The sequence below is a fragment of the Limnohabitans sp. Rim47 genome (assembly GCF_001517545.1).
GTDB lineage: Bacteria > Pseudomonadota > Gammaproteobacteria > Burkholderiales > Burkholderiaceae_C > Limnohabitans_A.
This window is the reverse complement of sequence record NZ_FBYA01000003.1, coordinates 140,070-155,761: the sequence shown is the minus strand read 5'-3', so window position 1 is coordinate 155,761 and position 15,692 is coordinate 140,070. Positions and strand designations below refer to the sequence as shown.

Genomic DNA, 15,692 nt, shown 5'->3' with positions numbered 1-15,692 from the left:
ACAGCTCAGTTCTTTTTCTTGTTGATGATGTCGGGCGTCACTGCGTCCAGCACATTCACAGTCGTCTTCACGCCATAGACCACCGCAGAGCCCGCTGCATCGGCAATGGCCAATACCGTGCAGCCCGAAAGGCCCACGACCAGAACGGTGCAAGACAAAAATACAAACAGATATTTCATGGCGAAAGGGTCAAATTTTTAAAAAGCAGTTGCCCACATGAAAGGCCATGCAGGCCATAAAAAAACCCCGCATCGGCAAACCAATGCGGGGTTTTAACTGGCGGAGGAGGAGGGATTCGAACCCTCGGTAGTGTTGCCACTACGCCTGATTTCGAGTCAGGTACATTCGACCACTCTGCCACCCCTCCTGAGTATTTGTCGAAGCCGTGATTCTAGCAGAGCGTTTCAAGGCTTTTTGGGCACCATCACCGCTGCGTTGCGTGGGGCCATGGTCATCGACACCACACTGCCGGCCAACATACCACCATCGACCATCTCGAACGTGGCTGTTCGCTCTTGCCGCGTCATGACCATGAAGCTATTTTTGCCTCGCACCGCCGACACCACCGTCCAGCCTTGTGCTGGATAGGTCTCAAGGAAGAACCGGTAGGCCCCGTCAAAATCGCGACCCACATCGAACACCACACGGCCCACCCAGTTGTCTCCGGCGCCAATGATCAAGGATTGATCGGCACGAATCACGGCGCCAGGCGGCAAAGGCAACTGCCCCAGCAACTGCAAGGGATTTTGAACTTTGCCGTCAGCGCCAACACCTACAGCAGGCGTGTTGTTCGTACTGGCACAGCCGATCAAGCCTGCGCCCGCCAAAACCGCCACCAAGAATGTCGCCAACCAACGATGAAAGGTCTTCATTCAAACACTCCAGGTGAAAATAAAGGGGTCAAGCACTGAGCAAGGCCACGCCACCCATGTATGGGCGCAGCGCCTCGGGCACGGTGACCGAGCCATCGGCGTTCTGGTAATTTTCGAGCACGGCCACCAGTGCACGACCCACCGCCAAGCCCGAACCATTCAAGGTGTGCACCAGTTCGTTCTTGCCTTGCGCGTTTTTAAAACGTGCCTGCAAGCGCCGCGCCTGAAAAGCTTCGCAGTTGGACACTGAACTGATCTCACGATAGGTGTTTTGTGCAGGCACCCACACCTCGAGGTCATAGGTCTTGCTGGCGCCAAAACCCATGTCGCCCGTGCACAAGCTCATCACGCGGTAAGGCAAGCCCAGCTTTTGCAAAACAGCCTCGGCGTGGCCGGTCATGGCTTCGAGGGCTTCGTAGCTTTTCTCGGGGTGCACGATCTGCACCATCTCGACTTTGTCAAACTGGTGCTGGCGGATCAGGCCACGGGTATCGCGCCCCGCACTGCCCGCTTCAGACCTGAAGCACGGCGTGTGCGCGGTCAACTTGATCGGCAAATCAACCTCTGACAGCACCTCGTCACGCACGACGTTGGTCAGCGTGACTTCGGATGTGGGGATCAGGTACAGCGCCTGGTTTTCTTCGCTGCCATCTTGACCGCCCTTATTGGCAGCAAACAAATCGGCTTCAAACTTGGGCAACTGGCCTGTGCCGCGCAGCGTGTCGCCGTTCACGATGTAAGGCGTATAGCACTCGGTGTAACCGTGCTCGTTGGTCTGCACATCCAGCATGAACTGAGCCAACGCGCGATGCAGGCGGGCCATAGGGCCGCGCATGAAGGTGAAACGCGAACCCGTCAGCTTGGTGCCGGTAGCAAAGTCGAGACCCAGCTTTTCACCAATGTCCACATGGTCCTTGACCTCGAAGTCAAAGCTCGGCACCGTGCCCCAACGACGCACCTCGACGTTGCCATGCTCATCGGCCCCCACAGGCACGGACTCGTGCGGCAAATTGGGTACCGCCAGCAACAGGGTTTGCAATTCGGACTGAATAAGCTCCAGGCGCTGGGCCGAAGCGTCCAGCTCTTCCTTGATGGCGCCCACCTGAGCCATCACGGCATCGGCTTCAGCGTGCTGGCCTTTGCCTTTGAGCATGCCAATTTGCTTGGACAGGTTGTTGCGCTGGCTTTGCAACTCTTCTGTGCGGGTTTGCAGCGTTTTGCGCTCGCCCTCCAGAGTGCGAAACGCATCCACGTTCAGGAAAGCCTGGGGATTTTTACGGGTCTGCAAACGCGCCACGGCAGCGTCGAGATCTTTGCGGAGAAGAACAATATCAAGCATGGGTGAGATTGTAGTGACCCGCGTTCGAGGGTATGGCAAAGGGACAAGGCAGACCAGCGGTCTTCCAACATCAAAGCTTCAAGCCCTTGGGCAGCGGAAACTTGATGGTTTCCTGAATGCCGTCCAGCGTGCGCACCGACACGGCACCCAAGGCCCTCAGGCGCGCAATCACCTCTTGCACCAACACATCCGGGGCCGAGGCCCCTGCCGTCAGGCCTACTTTTTGCGCACCCACAAACCAAGCGCCATCAAGGTCTGCGGCGCTGTCCACCATATAGGCCGGGGTGCCCAAACGGTCGGCCAACTCGCGCAGGCGGTTGCTGTTGGAACTGGTGGGACTGCCCACCACAATCACCAAATCCACCTGCGGGCTCATCAGCTTGACGGCGTCCTGGCGGTTTTGGGTGGCGTAGCAAATGTCTTGTTGTTTGGGCTCGCGCACCTGCGGAAAACGCGCCTTGACGGCCGCCACGATCTCGGCGGCGTCGTCCACACTCAAGGTGGTTTGCGTCACCACAGCCAGCAAGTCGGTCTGGGTCGGCTGCACCTTGGCCACATCGGCCACGTCTTCCACCAAGTGGATACCGCTGTCGAGCTGGCCCATGGTGCCTTCCACCTCAGGGTGGCCCTTGTGGCCGATCATGATGAACTCGTAACCCTCTTTGTCCAGCTTGGCCAACTCCACATGCACCTTGGTCACCAGAGGGCAGGTCGCATCAAAAATGCGAAAGCCCCGCGCCTGGGCCTCGTCTTGAATTGCACGGCTCACCCCATGCGCACTGAAAATCAACGTCGCGCCCGGCGGCACATCTGACAATTCTTCAATGAAAATCGCGCCCTTGGCCTTCAAGTCGTTGACCACATAGGTGTTGTGCACGATCTCATGGCGCACATAAATGGGTCGCCCAAACTTGGCCAGTGCGTGCTCCACGATGTCGATCGCCCGGTCGACCCCGGCGCAAAAGCCGCGGGGTTCGGCTAAAAAAATCTCGGTCATTACAGCACTCCGATCAGTTCAACCTCAAAGGTCACAGGCTGTCCGGCCAGCGGATGGTTGAAGTCAAATAACACCGCACCCGCCTCGCCCACCTCCAGCACCGTGCCAGCATAAGACCCCAGGCCATCGGGCGTCGGAAACTGCACCACATCGCCCGCTGCGTATTTTTCGGTCGGGTCACCCAGTTCATTCAGCAACTTGCGGGCAACCCATTGCTGCATATCGGCAATGTGCTCACCAAAAGCCTCACCCGCCGGGATCTCCATCACCACCCGGGTGCCTTCGGAAAGCCCCAACAAACGCTGCTCGACAGCGGGTGACAAAGTACCCGAACCCAGCGACAAGGTCGCGGGTTTTTCGTTGAACGTGTTGATGATGTCCCCCTGCGGCCCAGCCAGGCGGTAGTGAAGCGTCAAAAAAGAACCGGATTCGACAATGGACATAAGGGTTTTCTGGAATGCCGCAAACGCGGCCCAACAGGCATAAAGAAGGCACTATTGTAAAAAGCCCGGCTGACCCACCCCGCAAAAGGGACAAGAAGGACCGACGGCAGCTCCGGGGAGGGGCTTCGAATGAGCATCAAGGACTTGCCCGCCGAAGCGCGGCCGCGTGAGAAGTTGCTTGCCCGAGGCCCCCAGGCCCTGAGCGATGTGGAGCTGCTGGCCATCTTGCTGCGCACCGGCATGGCGGGTAAAAACGTGTTCCAACTGTCAGAAGAACTGCTGGGGCCTGACGGCATCGCGGGCCTGCTGCAGGCCACAGCACAGTCGCTCAAATTGGTCAAAGGGCTGGGTCCCGCCAAACAGGCTGAACTGTTGGCCGTGTTCGAGCTGGCCCGCCGTGCTTTGAGCCAGCGGCTGAAAGAGCGCGAAGCCTTCCATACGCCCGATGCCGTCAAACACTACCTGCAGCTGCAGCTGGCCCACAAAAACCACGAGGTGTTTGCCGTGCTGTTTCTGGACAACCAAAACCGCCTGCTGGCCCTAGAAGAACTTTTTCGCGGCACCCTCAGCCAAACCAGCGTTTATCCGCGTGAAGTCGTCCTGCGTGCCCTGCACCACCAGGCCGCCGCCGTGGTCTTGAGTCACAACCACCCCAGCGGCTCGGTGCAGCCCAGCAAGGCCGACGAACACCTCACCCAGACATTGAAAGCATCTTTGGCTCTGGTCGACGTGCGCGTGCTTGACCACATCATCGTGGGGCAAGGACAGGCATTTTCGATGGCGGAACAAGGCTTGATGTGACGCCCTGGCTGTCGTGGACACCCGGTCAAGCCGGGCATGGCCGCAGAACCGGCAAGTGCAGCCGCTAAACTCGTTGTTTTTCTTCACCGCTGCCGCCATGTCCCATTACCACCTCTACGCCATTGGCAACGCCTTGGTCGATACCGAATACGAAGTTTCTGACGAACTGCTGAGCGCCATGGGCGTGAGCAAGCGGCACATGACGCTGATCGACACCCCCCAACGCGCCGAATTACTGACCCATGTACAGGGCTTGCACGCGCGTCGCACAGGCGGTGGCTCGGCGGGAAACACCGTGGTGGCGCTGGCGCAATTGGGCGGCCAGGCGTTTTATTCGTGCCGCGTGGCCGACGACGAGCTGGGCACTTTTTACACACAAGACCTGCAAGCCAACGGCGTGGCCACCAACCTGACACACACGCGCCCGTCCGAAGGCCAAACCGGCAGCTGCATGGTGTTGGTCACCCCCGATGCCGAGCGCAGCATGTGCACCTTTTTGGGTGCTACTGCGCAGCTTGACGCCAGCGCTCTGCACCCGCACGACATTGAAAAGTCCCAGATTTATTACATGGAAGGCTACCTGGCCGCATCGCCCACGGGCCTGGAAGCCGCCGTCAAAGGCCGCCAGATCGCGATTGAAAACCGTGTCGCGACGGCCCTCACGCTCAGTGACGTGAGCATGATCAACTTCTGCAAAGCGGGCCTTGAGGCCATGATCGGCGACGGTCTGGACTATTTGTTTGCCAACGAAGAAGAGGCGCAAACCTGGTGCGACACCACCGACCTCGACGCCATCATCGGCCAGCTGTCACCCTTGGCCAAAACCGTGTGCCTGACGCGTGGCCCCAAAGGCTGCATCGTGGTGCAAGGCGGCAAGCGGACCGAAGTGCCCGCCGTGCCCACCCAAGCGGTGGACACCAACGGCGCAGGCGACATGTTTGCCGGCACCTTTTTGTACGGCATCACCCACGGCCACACGCCCGCACAAGCTGCGGCGCTGGCCAACCGCACCGCAGCAGCCGTGGTCAGCCAACACGGCAACCGCCTGACGGCGACGCAAATGCAAGCGATTCACACCGATTTCCAAAAGGTCTGAACATGAAAAAAATTCTTCTCCTTGGCTCCGGTGAACTCGGCAAAGAATTTGTCATCAGCGCCAAGCGTCTGGGCTGCCACGTCATTGCGTGCGACAGCTACGCGGGTGCGCCCGCCATGCAAGTGGCCGACGAATTTTGTGTCTTCAGCATGCTCGACGAAGCCCCACTGCGTGCCGCCATCGCCAAATACCAGCCCGACATGATCGTCCCCGAGATCGAAGCCATACGCACCGAAGTGCTGCTCGATGTCGAAAAAGAAGGCTTTGAAGTCATCCCCAGCGCCCGCGCTGCCAACCTGACCATGAACCGCGACCGCATCCGCGACGTGGCCGTGGGCCTGGGCGTGCGCACCGCCAAGTTCAGCTACGCCGATTCGGCCGCCGAGCTGCTGGCCCGCGCCACCGAAATCGGTTTCCCGGTGGTCATCAAACCCGTCATGAGCTCATCGGGCAAAGGCCAAAGCGTCGCCAAAACCACCGCCGACGTGCAGGCCAGCTGGGACTACGCCTGCGCAGGCATGCGTGGTGATCGCCAAAAAGTCATCGTCGAGGAATTCATCAACTTCGAATTTGAAATTACCCTGCTCACCGTCCGTCAGCGCAACGGTCAGACCTTGTTTTGCGAGCCCATCGGCCACGTTCAAGAGCGCGGTGACTACCAATACAGCTGGCAGCCCCAGCCCATGAAGCTCGACTATTTGAAAGCCGCACAAGACATGGCCGAAAAAGTCACCACCGACCTGGGCGGCGCAGGCCTGTTTGGCGTGGAATTTTTCGTAACGAAAGACGAAGTCATCTTCAGCGAACTAAGCCCCCGCCCGCACGACACGGGCATGGTCACCCTCATCAGCCAGAACCTGAGCGAATTCGACCTGCACGCGCGCGCCATTCTTGGCCTGCCTATCCCGCAGATCGAATGTGTGGAAGGTGCCAGCGCCGTGGTGCTGGCCGACAAAGAAGGCAAAGACCCGCGCTTTACCGGTGTCGAGTCCGCTCTAAGTGAGCCCGGCGTGGACGTGCGCATTTTCGGCAAGCCCACCACCCGCCCCTACCGCCGCATGGCCGTGGCCTTGGCTAAAGGCAGCAACGCACTTCAACGGGCACGGGATGCCGCAGGCAAGATTGCCGTGGTTTAAAGGCCAAGCCCAAAACCCGTGCGGGTCGCGACGTTGCAGCAAAAAGACTGGCAGAGTCGCGGGCTCTTGGGCTCTTGGGCTCTTGGGCTCTTGGGCTCTTGGGCTCTTGGGCTCTTGGGCTCTTGGCGATTTGACACGGCGATGGGTGCGAACAGGAAGTTTTGATTTTTGCATCACATCTTCCGGAATGGCGCAAAAATATGACATAATTTGCGTCTTCACGAATACCGCCCGGGTGGTGAAATTGGTAGACTCAGGGGACTCAAAATCCCCCGCCGCAAGGCGTGCCGGTTCGAGTCCGGCCCCGGGCACCAGACCAAAGCCGCAAGTTCTCGCAATTTGCGGCTTTTTTCTTGGGCGTTTCAAATCAATCGATCCCCGCACTCCAACGGTTGTCCCACGTCTTTTCGATTTGCCGCCGATCGCGTTTGGTGGGGCGGCCTTGCTCGATGCTGTGGGCGGGCTCGCGGGCTAGGTGGTTTTGTTCGGCGGCTTTTTGGCGGGCCTCGATGCTTTCTGGGGTTTCTGTGTACAACAACTGCGCCACCGGGGCCGGACCGCGCAAAGCGCTCACGCCTTGCACCACGACCGTGCGCTCAACAGCCCCTTGTCGCAGGCGCACAGTATCGCCCGGCTTGATTTCTTTAGAAGGCTTGGCATCTTGTCCATTGACCTGCACACGATTTTTGCCCACCTCATCGCTGGCGATGCTGCGGGTTTTGTAAAAACGTGCAGCCCACAGCCATTTGTCGATGCGCAACGAGCTCATCGCGCCCTCGCAAACAAGGCGCCTTGCGGGCTCAAGCCATCACGCACATGCGGATAGCGAAGCTGGATCTTCAGTTCCTTCTTCATGCGGGTGTTGTCCAGACGCCTTGACTCGTTCATGAAGCTCAACAACATCAATGGCAACGCTGCGTTGGCATCGGTGCGTGAAATGCGAGGGGGCTTGGGCAAGCCATACAAGTTGGCGGCCAAGTCAAAGTAGTCGCCCATTTTCAGATCGGTGTCGTCGGTCACATTGACCACGCGCTGGGGTTTGCCACGCCACAAAGCTGCGGCACAAGCCCGCGCCAGATCGTTGGCATGGATGTGGTTGGTGTACACATCTTCTTTGGCCACCAGCACGGGCGTGCCCTTGAGCAAGCGCTCACGGGGCGTGCCGCCCTCGCGGTCAGGCGCATAGATGCCGGGAATTCGCAGCACGCACACGCGCACGCCGCTGCGGCCTAAAAATCGCATCAAACTCTCGGCATCGACCCGGCGCTGAGCGCGGGGTGTGTGCGGTTTAACAGGGCGCGTTTCGCCAACGCGTTGACCAGCGCAATCGCCATACACGCCCGTGGTGGAGCCGTATACGAGGGCCAGTGGCGGCGTGCGCAAACGCAAAGCACGCACCAAGGCCAGGCTGCGCGGGTCTCGTTCAGACTCGCCACGGCGATCGGTGGGTGGAGGGGCCAAGTGAATCACTCGGTGGGCAAGGCCGGCCAAGCGTTTCAAACTGCGCGCATCGTCCAGATTGCCCTGCAAAGGGGTGATGCCGCAGGCCCGCAGCAAACGCACACGCTCGGGCGAAGAGGTCAGCGCCATCAAGCGCACACGCTGGCTTTGAGGCGCACCCAATTGGCCTGCTGTGCGCAAGCCCACATCGCCACAGCCCACGATCAAGATGCGCTGGCGGCGGAAGCGGGCAGGCAAAGCGCCCAAGGGGGTTTGGTTTGAAGGCAAAATCAGGGGTTCCGGGTCGAATGCAACCCCTCAAGGATACCCAAAAGATGAGCTTTCAAATTTCCGTACAGCCCAGTGGCCGCAGCTTCACTGCCGATGACAACGAAACCCTGTTGGCCGCTGGCATCCGCCAAGGCATCGGCCTGCCTTACGGCTGCAAAGACGGCGCCTGTGGCTCGTGCAAATGCAAAAAAATCTCGGGCACCGTGGTGCACGGCGCACACCAGGCCAAAGCCTTGAGCGACGAAGAAGAAGCACAAGGCTTGGTGCTGACTTGCTGCGCCACAGCACAAAGCGATGTGGTGCTCGAATCCAAGCAAGTCACTGCCGAGGGTGGCCTGCCCGTCAAGAAGATGCCGGTGCGCGTGGTCAGCCTGGAGAAAAAATCACACGATGTGATCGTGCTGAAACTGCAGTTGCCAGCCAATGACGTGATGAAGTTCCACGCTGGCCAGTACATCGAGTTTTTGCTGCGCGACGGTTCGCGCCGCAGCTACAGCATGGCCAACGCCCCGCACACGCTGGAAGTGGCACCGCCCACGGTGGAGCTGCACATCCGCCACATGCCCGGCGGCAAGTTCACCGACCCGGTTTTCACCACCATGAAGGAAAAAGACATCTTGCGTGCCGAAGGCCCGTACGGCAGTTTTTTCCTGCGTGAAGACAGCGACAAACCCATGGTGCTGCTGGCCTCGGGCACGGGCTTTGCGCCCATCAAGGCCTTGATTGAGCACATGCAGCACCGCGGCATCACCCGCCCGGCCACGCTGTATTGGGGCGGTCGCCGTCCGTCAGACCTGTACATGGCTGACTGGGTTGAAGCCCGCTTGGCCGAGATGCCCCACCTGCGCTATGTGCCGGTGATCTCGAATGCCGAGGCACAAGACGCATGGACGGGCCGCACGGGCTTTGTGCACCAGGCCGTGTTGCAAGACTTTCCAGACCTGTCGGGCCACCAGGTGTATGCCTGTGGTGCGCCCATCGTGGTGGACTCGGCCAAGCGCGACTATGTGGCGCAAGGCGGTTTGCCCGAAGAAGAGTTTTACGCTGACTCGTTCACGTCTGAGGCCGACAAGGCGAAAAGCTGAAGGGAATGTGGCGTTGTCATTTCGTGTCGGTCGAAGTTTTTGCGACCATACGATGGCAACGGTTCAGGCCCGCCTCGCAGCCCACGCACCGAACCACATGAATAGGACGCACCATGCATCGCCGTGATTTTTGCCTGAGCGCATTGACTGCCAGTTTGACTGCCCCGGCTTGGGCGCAAGGCAAGCCGATCCGCATCATCGTGCCCTATGCACCGGGTGGTCCGATTGATGTCTCGGCGCGGGCGCTGGCAGAGCGGGTCAAAGACAGTTTGGGCACCGTGATCATCGAGAACCGCCCCGGTGCGGGTGGCAATCTGGGCGCCGACTTGGTGGCCAAAGCCGCACCCGACGGCTTGACCATCGGCATCGCCGCCACCGCCACGCACGCCATCAACCCCTGGCTGTTCGCCAAGATGCCGTATGACGCCAGCCGCGACTTTGCGCCCATCACACAAATGCTGCGCGTGCCCAACGTGCTGGTGATGAACGCAGAAACAGCGCAGCGCCTGCACATCAACACCTTGGCCGATTTGGTGGCCTACGCCAAAGCCAACCCAGCCAAGCTGAACTTTGGCTCTGGTGGCAACGGCAGTGCGGGCCACCTGGCGGGTGAAATGTTCAAACGTGCCGCAGGCATTTTTGCGGTGCACATCCCCTACAGCGGGGGCAACCCGGCCCAACTGGCCTTGCTGTCGGGGCAGGTCGACTTCAACTTCGACAACCTGGCCACTGCAGCGGCCAACATCAAAGCGGGCAGGCTCAAAGCCCTGGCGGTGACCACGGCGCAACGCAGCGGCGCACTGCCCGACATTCCGGCCATGAGCGAAACCTTGAAAGACTTTTCTATCGACACTTGGTGGGGTTTGGTCGCACCTGCGGCCACGCCGCGCGATGTGGTGGACAAGCTGAACAGGGCTTTTGTTGCCGCGCTGCAAGCGCCCGAAACCAAAACCCGCTTCGCACAACTGCTGGCCGAACCCGTGGGCAACACACCCGAGCAATTTGGCGCTTTCATGAAAAAAGAGCTGGCGCGCTATGAAAACGTGGTCAAGGCCAGTGGCGCACGGGTGGATTGAGCAAACTGCAAACGAAACAAGCAAGTGGACCCCGGATCAAGTCCGGGGTGACAGCCTGAGGCGGCAACGGCCCATCGTCGGGCAAATGCAGTTCACTCGCCCAAATAAGCCGCCCGAACTTTGGGGTCTTCCAGCATGTCTTTGCCCACACCGGTCATGGTGATGAGGCCGGAGTCCATCACATAACCCCGATCGGCAATGGCCAATGCACGGCTGGCGTTTTGCTCCACCAGCAAGACGGTGACGCCCTGGGCATAAACATCACGCACCACCTCGAAGATCTTGTCGACCATGATGGGCGACAAGCCCATAGAAGGCTCGTCCAGCAGCAAGACTTTGGGGCGACTCATCAAGGCACGGCCCATCGCCAGCATCTGCTGCTCGCCCCCGGACATGGTGCCCGCCAACTGGTCCTTGCGTTCGCGCAGACGCGGGAAGATGGTGAACATCTTCTCGATGTCATCGGCGATGCCTGCGGCATCTGAGCGGATGTACGCGCCCATTTGCAGGTTTTCGATGATGGTCATGCGGGTGAACACGCCGCGGCCTTCCGGCACCATGGCCAAGCCTTGCTTGACCAAGTCCCAAGGGCCTTGGCCTTTGATGCTCTTGCCCAAATATTCGATGTCACCGGCTTGCAAGGGCAAGGTGCCGGTGATGGCTTTCATGGTGGTGGTTTTGCCCGCCCCGTTGGAGCCGATCAGCGACACCAATTCGCCTTCGCGCACTTCGAGGCTCACGCCTTTGACCGCCTGAATGCCGCCGTAGCCGACTTGCAGGTCTTTGACTTTCAAAAGGATGTCGGCCATCTCAGTGTCCTCCCGTGCCCAAATAGGCTTCAATCACTTTTTCATTTTTCTGCACCTCGGCAGGCGTGCCTTCGGCAATTTGCTTGCCGTAGTCGAGCACGGTGACGCGGTCACACAAGCCCATGACCAGCTTCACATCGTGCTCAATCAGCAAGATGGTGCGGTTGTCTTTGCGGATCTGGTCGATCAACTCGCGCAGCTGCACTTTTTCGGTCGCATTCATGCCAGCGGCAGGTTCGTCCAGGGCGATCAGTTGGGGATCGGTGGCCAAGGCGCGAGCGATCTCCAAGCGGCGTTGATCGCCATAAGACAGCGTGCGGGCCTTGTAGTCGGCGTATTTGCCAATGCCCACGTAGTCGAGCAACTCTTGCGAGCGTTGGGCAATGGCCGCCTCTTCGGCTTTGAAGCCAGGTGTGCGGAAAATCGCGCCCAGCAAACCCGAGTGGGTCCGCACATGGCGGCCCACCATCACGTTTTCCAGCGCCGTCATTTCGGCGAACAGACGGATGTTCTGGAAAGTGCGGGCAATGCCGGCTTTGGCCACTTCGTGCACCGCCGTGGGTTGGTAAGGCTTGCCTGCCAGCTCGAAGCTGCCACTGTCGGGCGTGTACAGGCCGGTGATCACATTGAAAAATGTGGTCTTGCCTGCGCCGTTGGGGCCGATCAGGCCATAGACCTGACCGCGCTGAATGGTCATGCCCACATCGGTGAGGGCCTGCAAACCGCCAAATCGCTTGGAAATACCCGAAACGTTGAGCACGGTGTCTTTGTTGGCTGTTGGATTCATGTTCTGCTCCTTCATTTCGTCTTGAGCGATTTGCCATGCTCAGGCGAAGGCCACAGCCCCCGAGGACGCATCAACATGATCACGATCATGGCCAACGCCACCAACAACTGCCGCATGATCGAGGCGTCCAAACGACCGCCTGTGATTTCTTGCAAAGGGCCCGCCACATAGCGCAGCACTTCGGGCAATGCCGACAACAAAATCGCGCCCAAAATCACCCCCGGCAAGTAGCCCAAGCCGCCCAAGACGACCATCGCCACAATCATCACCGACTCCATCAGGCTGAAGGACTCGGGCGAAATAAAGCCCTGGAAACCGGCAAACATGGCACCCGACACGCCGCCAAAAGTGGCGCCCATGCCAAAAGCCAGCAACTTCAGGTTACGTGTGTTCAAACCCATGGCCTTGGCAGCGATTTCGTCTTCACGAATGGCCATCCAAGCGCGCCCAATGCGAGAGATTTCCAAGCGGTGCGAGATCAAGATGGTGAACAGCACCAAGCTCAAGAACAGGTAGTAATACAACGACACCGAAGCGATTTCAAAATCGCCAATCACCAGCTTCTTGCCCAGGTTCAAGCCAAAGATCGAGATCGGATCGATCTGGTCCAGACCTTTGGGGCCGTTGGTGATGTTGACGGGATGGTCCAGGTTGTTCATGAACACGCGGATGATCTCGCCAAAACCCAAGGTCACGATGGCCAAATAGTCACCGCGCAGTTTGAGTGTGGGCGCGCCCAGCAACATGCCAAACAGGCCCGCCAACGCGGCCCCGACGGGCACGATGAGCCAAATCGGCATGTGCATGCCCGCAGGAAACGCGGCAGCGATCCACGCGAACGTGTTGGTCAGGTGAGGCGACGACAGCAAGCCGTACATGTAGGCGCCCACCGCAAAAAAGGCCACATAACCCAAGTCGAGCAAACCGGCATAGCCCACCACGATGTTCAGGCCGATGGCCAACAAGATGTAGAGCAAAGCCATGTCGGCAATGCGCACCCAGGCGTTGCCAAAAATTTGCAGAACCAGCGGCAGTGCAATGAGCGCCGCACCGATCAGCAGAAATTGAAGTGTTTTGTTGTTTTTCATGTCGACCTCCATCAAGCGCGATCGGCCACGCGTTCACCCATCAAGCCCGAAGGGCGCAGGGTCAAAACGATGATCAACACAATGAACGCAAAAATGTCGGTGTAATGGCTACCCAAAACGCCGCCTGTCAGGTGTCCGATGTAACCCGAGCCAATGGCCTCGATCAGCCCCAGCAAAATACCGCCAATCACCGCACCCGACAAGTTGCCAATGCCGCCAAACACCGCTGCGGTGAAGGCCTTCAGGCCGGGCAAAAAGCCCATGGCGTGTTGCGCAGTGCCGTAGTTCGAGGCGTACATGACGCCTGCAATGGCCGCCAAAATGGCACCGATCACAAAGGTGGCCGAAATCACCATGTCAGGCTTCACGCCCATCAAGCCCGCCACGCGGGGGTTCTCGGCGGTGGCGCGCATGGCGCGGCCCAGGCGGGTGTAGTTGACCAACCACATCAGCACAGCCAATGAGACGGCGGTCACACCCAAAATCATGATTTGCGTGGGTGTGATAACAACGCCGCCCATGTTGATCGGGGTGCTCGACAGCAATGTGGGGTACGCCTTGTAATTGGGTTTCCAGATGATCATGGCCAGCGTCTGCAGCAAGATACTCATGCCGATGGCGGTGATCAGGGGGGCCAACTTGGGGCTGTTGCGCAAAGGTCGGTAAGCGATCTTTTCAATGGAAAAATTCAAGGCCACGGCCACCACACAAGCGATCAGCGTGGCCAAAATCAGGATGACCCATCCTGGAGCGCCCGGCATGGCGTCGCGCATCATGCCGATGGCTGTCCAGCTCGTCAAAGCCCCCACCATCAGCACTTCACCGTGTGCAAAATTGATCAAGTTGATGATGCCGTAGACCATGGTGTAGCCCAAGGCCACCAAGGCGTACATGCTGCCCATGACCAGGCCGTTGATGACCTGCTGGAAGAAGACGTCCATATATTTCTCCGTGTTTTGACCCGCGCTTAGTGGGTCTTCGCTTCGGTTGTTGTTATCAAGTCAGGCACACCTTTTGGGCAAGCCCTGACCACTAGCAAAAAACCCGCCAGATCTGCGCAACATCGGGCGGGGTGGCGGGATTGTAGTGAAAGAAAGTATCGCGTCAGTATTCAATTTGCTCGGGAATTACCCTGTGCCTGAATTTCTCTTTCGCAGTTCTTCCAGTTTGTCCGCAATTTTGATCTCCAACCCCCTGCGCACAGGCCTGTAAAAGCCAGGTTCGGCCATGCCGTCGGGCAAATAGCGCTCGCCCGCCGCAAAGCCGCCTTCTTCGTCGTGCGCGTAGCGATAGCCCTTGCCGTAATCGAGGTTTTTCATCAGCTGGGTCGGGGCATTGCGCAAGTGCATGGGCACCGGGCGGGTGCCGTCTTTTTTGACGAATGCCTTGGCCTCGTTGAAGGCTTTGTAAGCGGCATTTGATTTGGGGGCCATGGCCAAATAAATCACGCACTGCGCCAGCGTCAACTCACCCTCGGGACTGCCCAAGCGTTCATACACATCGGCAGCATCCAAGGCCATGCGCAGCGCGCGCGGATCGGCCAAGCCAATGTCCTCGCTGGCCATGCGGATCAATCGCCTGGCCATGTAGCGCGGGTCTGCACCCCCATCAAGCATGCGGACGAACCAATACAGTGCGGCATCGGGGTCTGAGCCACGCACGGACTTGTGCAAGGCACTGATGGTGTCGTAGAACTGCTCGCCGCCTTTGTCGTAGCGGCGCATGCGTTCACCCAAGACCCGCATCAACCAGGTGTCCGTGACTGGGTCGATGGCCTCTTGCTTGGCCGCCATGGACAAGGTTTCAAGCGTGTTCAGCAAGCGCCTGGCATCGCCATCGGCATAGGCCAGCAAACGGGTCAAAGCCTCGGACTCAATTGAGGGAATCGCGTTGATGCCTTGCGCCCGAACCACGATTTTTTGCAGATCGTCTTCAGACAAGGGCTGAAGCACGTACACGGCAGCTCGCGAGAGCAAGGCCGAATTCACCTCGAAAGAAGGGTTTTCGGTGGTGGCGCCAATGAAAGTAAACAAGCCACTTTCAACGTGCGGCAAAAACGCGTCTTGCTGGCTTTTGTTGAAGCGGTGCACCTCGTCCACAAACATGATGGTGCGCTGCGGGTGCAGGCCAGTGCGGGCAGCCTCGGCTTTTTCAACCGCTTCACGGATGTCTTTGACGCCGCCTAAAACAGCGCTGATGCTGAGGAATTGTGCGTCAAAGGCATCGGCCATCAAGCGGGCAATCGTGGTTTTACCCACGCCTGGCGGGCCCCACAAAATACAGCTGTGCGGCTGGCCAGACTCGAACGCCAAACGCAAGGCCATGCCCTCGCCCAGCAAATGCTGCTGGCCAATCACCTCACCCAGGTGCTTTGGACGCAGGCGCTCGGCCAACGGTGCATGGGGCGACAAATTGACAGCTTTCATCCAACC

At 59.2% G+C, this 15,692-nt stretch carries 17 protein-coding genes and 2 tRNA genes; 6 read left to right on the top strand and 13 right to left on the bottom strand.

Translation table 11 applies throughout. The features are described 5' to 3' along the window. Nucleotides 1–5 precede the first annotated feature (5 nt). From BN3544_RS14365 to BN3544_RS08515, 6 genes are all read right to left on the bottom strand, one after another. Nucleotides 6–179 carry a hypothetical protein gene (locus tag BN3544_RS14365; RefSeq protein ID WP_019430483.1) on the bottom strand — a complete coding sequence of 58 codons (174 nt, stop codon included), beginning with the start codon at nt 177–179 and terminating at the stop codon, nt 6–8. A 98-nt stretch (nt 180–277) separates the two neighbouring features. Continuing rightward, nucleotides 278–367, bottom strand: a tRNA-Ser gene (locus BN3544_RS08535). A 37-nt stretch (nt 368–404) separates the two neighbouring features. After that, nucleotides 405–872, bottom strand: a complete 468-nt coding sequence (locus tag BN3544_RS08530) for a hypothetical protein (RefSeq protein ID WP_019430484.1) — start codon at nt 870–872, stop codon at nt 405–407. Between the two features lie 28 nt (nt 873–900). Beyond that, nucleotides 901–2,211 (bottom strand): serine--tRNA ligase, encoded by a 1,311-nt coding sequence (gene serS, locus BN3544_RS08525; protein WP_019430485.1) that lies wholly within the window; start codon nt 2,209–2,211, stop codon nt 901–903. Between the two features lie 70 nt (nt 2,212–2,281). Further along, on the bottom strand, nt 2,282–3,208 hold the full coding sequence (ispH, locus tag BN3544_RS08520; RefSeq protein ID WP_019430486.1) for a 4-hydroxy-3-methylbut-2-enyl diphosphate reductase: 927 nt from the start codon (nt 3,206–3,208) through the stop codon (nt 2,282–2,284). Continuing rightward, nucleotides 3,208–3,651 (bottom strand): FKBP-type peptidyl-prolyl cis-trans isomerase, encoded by a 444-nt coding sequence (locus BN3544_RS08515; RefSeq protein WP_019430487.1) that lies wholly within the window; start codon nt 3,649–3,651, stop codon nt 3,208–3,210. Before BN3544_RS08515 ends, ispH begins: the two co-directional genes overlap by 1 nt. Before the next feature lie 129 nt (nt 3,652–3,780). Between BN3544_RS08515 and radC the strand changes: the two genes are divergently transcribed. From radC to BN3544_RS08495, 4 genes are all read left to right on the top strand, one after another. Beyond that, entirely contained in the window at nt 3,781–4,452 is a 672-nt protein-coding gene (radC, locus tag BN3544_RS08510) for a RadC family protein (protein WP_019430488.1), read from the top strand. 97 nt (nt 4,453–4,549) lie between these two features. Next, complete coding sequence (locus tag BN3544_RS08505) at nt 4,550–5,548, top strand: adenosine kinase (RefSeq protein WP_019430489.1); 999 nt, start codon at nt 4,550–4,552, stop codon at nt 5,546–5,548. A 2-nt stretch (nt 5,549–5,550) separates the two neighbouring features. After that, complete coding sequence (gene purT / locus BN3544_RS08500) at nt 5,551–6,684, top strand: formate-dependent phosphoribosylglycinamide formyltransferase (protein WP_019430490.1); 1,134 nt, start codon at nt 5,551–5,553, stop codon at nt 6,682–6,684. Nucleotides 6,685–6,913: 229 nt separating this feature from the next. Further along, a tRNA-Leu gene (locus tag BN3544_RS08495) sits at nt 6,914–6,998 on the top strand. A gap of 53 nt (nt 6,999–7,051) precedes the next feature. Here BN3544_RS08495 and BN3544_RS08490 read toward each other — a convergent pair. Continuing rightward, the gene (locus BN3544_RS08490; protein WP_019430491.1) at nt 7,052–7,453 is read right to left on the bottom strand and encodes an RNA-binding S4 domain-containing protein; all 402 of its coding nucleotides are present in this window, start codon (nt 7,451–7,453) and stop codon (nt 7,052–7,054) included. Next, nucleotides 7,450–8,412, bottom strand: coding sequence for an SDR family oxidoreductase (locus tag BN3544_RS08485; RefSeq protein ID WP_019430492.1), 963 nt, complete (start codon nt 8,410–8,412; stop codon nt 7,450–7,452). Before BN3544_RS08485 ends, BN3544_RS08490 begins: the two co-directional genes overlap by 4 nt. A gap of 47 nt (nt 8,413–8,459) precedes the next feature. On the opposite strand from BN3544_RS08485, the gene BN3544_RS08480 reads away from it, so the two are divergent. Together BN3544_RS08480 and BN3544_RS08475 are read left to right on the top strand one after the other, a co-directional pair. Continuing rightward, nucleotides 8,460–9,500, top strand: coding sequence for a CDP-6-deoxy-delta-3,4-glucoseen reductase (locus BN3544_RS08480; RefSeq protein WP_026036744.1), 1,041 nt, complete (start codon nt 8,460–8,462; stop codon nt 9,498–9,500). A 113-nt stretch (nt 9,501–9,613) separates the two neighbouring features. Next, nucleotides 9,614–10,576, top strand: coding sequence for a Bug family tripartite tricarboxylate transporter substrate binding protein (locus BN3544_RS08475; protein ID WP_019430494.1), 963 nt, complete (start codon nt 9,614–9,616; stop codon nt 10,574–10,576). A gap of 92 nt (nt 10,577–10,668) precedes the next feature. On the opposite strand, the gene BN3544_RS08470 is transcribed toward BN3544_RS08475, so the two are convergent. The 5 genes from BN3544_RS08470 to BN3544_RS08450 form a co-directional block, all read right to left on the bottom strand. Further along, nucleotides 10,669–11,385, bottom strand: coding sequence for an ABC transporter ATP-binding protein (locus tag BN3544_RS08470; RefSeq protein ID WP_019430495.1), 717 nt, complete (start codon nt 11,383–11,385; stop codon nt 10,669–10,671). A 1-nt stretch (nt 11,386) separates the two neighbouring features. Continuing rightward, nucleotides 11,387–12,172, bottom strand: coding sequence for an ABC transporter ATP-binding protein (locus BN3544_RS08465; RefSeq protein WP_026036745.1), 786 nt, complete (start codon nt 12,170–12,172; stop codon nt 11,387–11,389). Between the two features lie 11 nt (nt 12,173–12,183). Next, nucleotides 12,184–13,260 (bottom strand): ABC transporter permease subunit, encoded by a 1,077-nt coding sequence (locus BN3544_RS08460; RefSeq protein ID WP_026036746.1) that lies wholly within the window; start codon nt 13,258–13,260, stop codon nt 12,184–12,186. Between the two features lie 11 nt (nt 13,261–13,271). Then, nucleotides 13,272–14,201, bottom strand: a complete 930-nt coding sequence (locus BN3544_RS08455; RefSeq protein ID WP_019430498.1) for a branched-chain amino acid ABC transporter permease — start codon at nt 14,199–14,201, stop codon at nt 13,272–13,274. Nucleotides 14,202–14,387: 186 nt separating this feature from the next. Further along, the gene (locus tag BN3544_RS08450) at nt 14,388–15,686 is read right to left on the bottom strand and encodes a replication-associated recombination protein A (protein WP_019430499.1); all 1,299 of its coding nucleotides are present in this window, start codon (nt 15,684–15,686) and stop codon (nt 14,388–14,390) included. Nucleotides 15,687–15,692 lie beyond the last annotated feature (6 nt).

Excerpts from the sequence above, each read along its gene's own strand:
- BN3544_RS14365 (WP_019430483.1), bottom strand. The coding sequence starts at position 179 with ATGAAATATCTGTTTGTATTTTTGTCTTGCACCGTTCTGGTCGTGGGC.
- BN3544_RS08530 (WP_019430484.1), bottom strand. The coding sequence starts at position 872 with ATGAAGACCTTTCATCGTTGGTTGGCGACATTCTTGGTGGCGGTTTTG.
- serS (WP_019430485.1), bottom strand. The coding sequence starts at position 2,211 with ATGCTTGATATTGTTCTTCTCCGCAAAGATCTCGACGCTGCCGTGGCG.
- ispH (WP_019430486.1), bottom strand. The coding sequence starts at position 3,208 with ATGACCGAGATTTTTTTAGCCGAACCCCGCGGCTTTTGCGCCGGGGTC.
- BN3544_RS08515 (WP_019430487.1), bottom strand. The coding sequence starts at position 3,651 with ATGTCCATTGTCGAATCCGGTTCTTTTTTGACGCTTCACTACCGCCTG.
- radC (WP_019430488.1), top strand. The coding sequence starts at position 3,781 with ATGAGCATCAAGGACTTGCCCGCCGAAGCGCGGCCGCGTGAGAAGTTG.
- BN3544_RS08505 (WP_019430489.1), top strand. The coding sequence starts at position 4,550 with ATGTCCCATTACCACCTCTACGCCATTGGCAACGCCTTGGTCGATACC.
- purT (WP_019430490.1), top strand. The coding sequence starts at position 5,551 with ATGAAAAAAATTCTTCTCCTTGGCTCCGGTGAACTCGGCAAAGAATTT.
- BN3544_RS08490 (WP_019430491.1), bottom strand. The coding sequence starts at position 7,453 with ATGAGCTCGTTGCGCATCGACAAATGGCTGTGGGCTGCACGTTTTTAC.
- BN3544_RS08480 (WP_026036744.1), top strand. The coding sequence starts at position 8,460 with ATGAGCTTTCAAATTTCCGTACAGCCCAGTGGCCGCAGCTTCACTGCC.
- BN3544_RS08475 (WP_019430494.1), top strand. The coding sequence starts at position 9,614 with ATGCATCGCCGTGATTTTTGCCTGAGCGCATTGACTGCCAGTTTGACT.
- BN3544_RS08470 (WP_019430495.1), bottom strand. The coding sequence starts at position 11,385 with ATGGCCGACATCCTTTTGAAAGTCAAAGACCTGCAAGTCGGCTACGGC.
- BN3544_RS08465 (WP_026036745.1), bottom strand. The coding sequence starts at position 12,172 with ATGAATCCAACAGCCAACAAAGACACCGTGCTCAACGTTTCGGGTATT.
- BN3544_RS08460 (WP_026036746.1), bottom strand. The coding sequence starts at position 13,260 with ATGAAAAACAACAAAACACTTCAATTTCTGCTGATCGGTGCGGCGCTC.
- BN3544_RS08455 (WP_019430498.1), bottom strand. The coding sequence starts at position 14,201 with ATGGACGTCTTCTTCCAGCAGGTCATCAACGGCCTGGTCATGGGCAGC.
- BN3544_RS08450 (WP_019430499.1), bottom strand. The coding sequence starts at position 15,686 with ATGAAAGCTGTCAATTTGTCGCCCCATGCACCGTTGGCCGAGCGCCTG.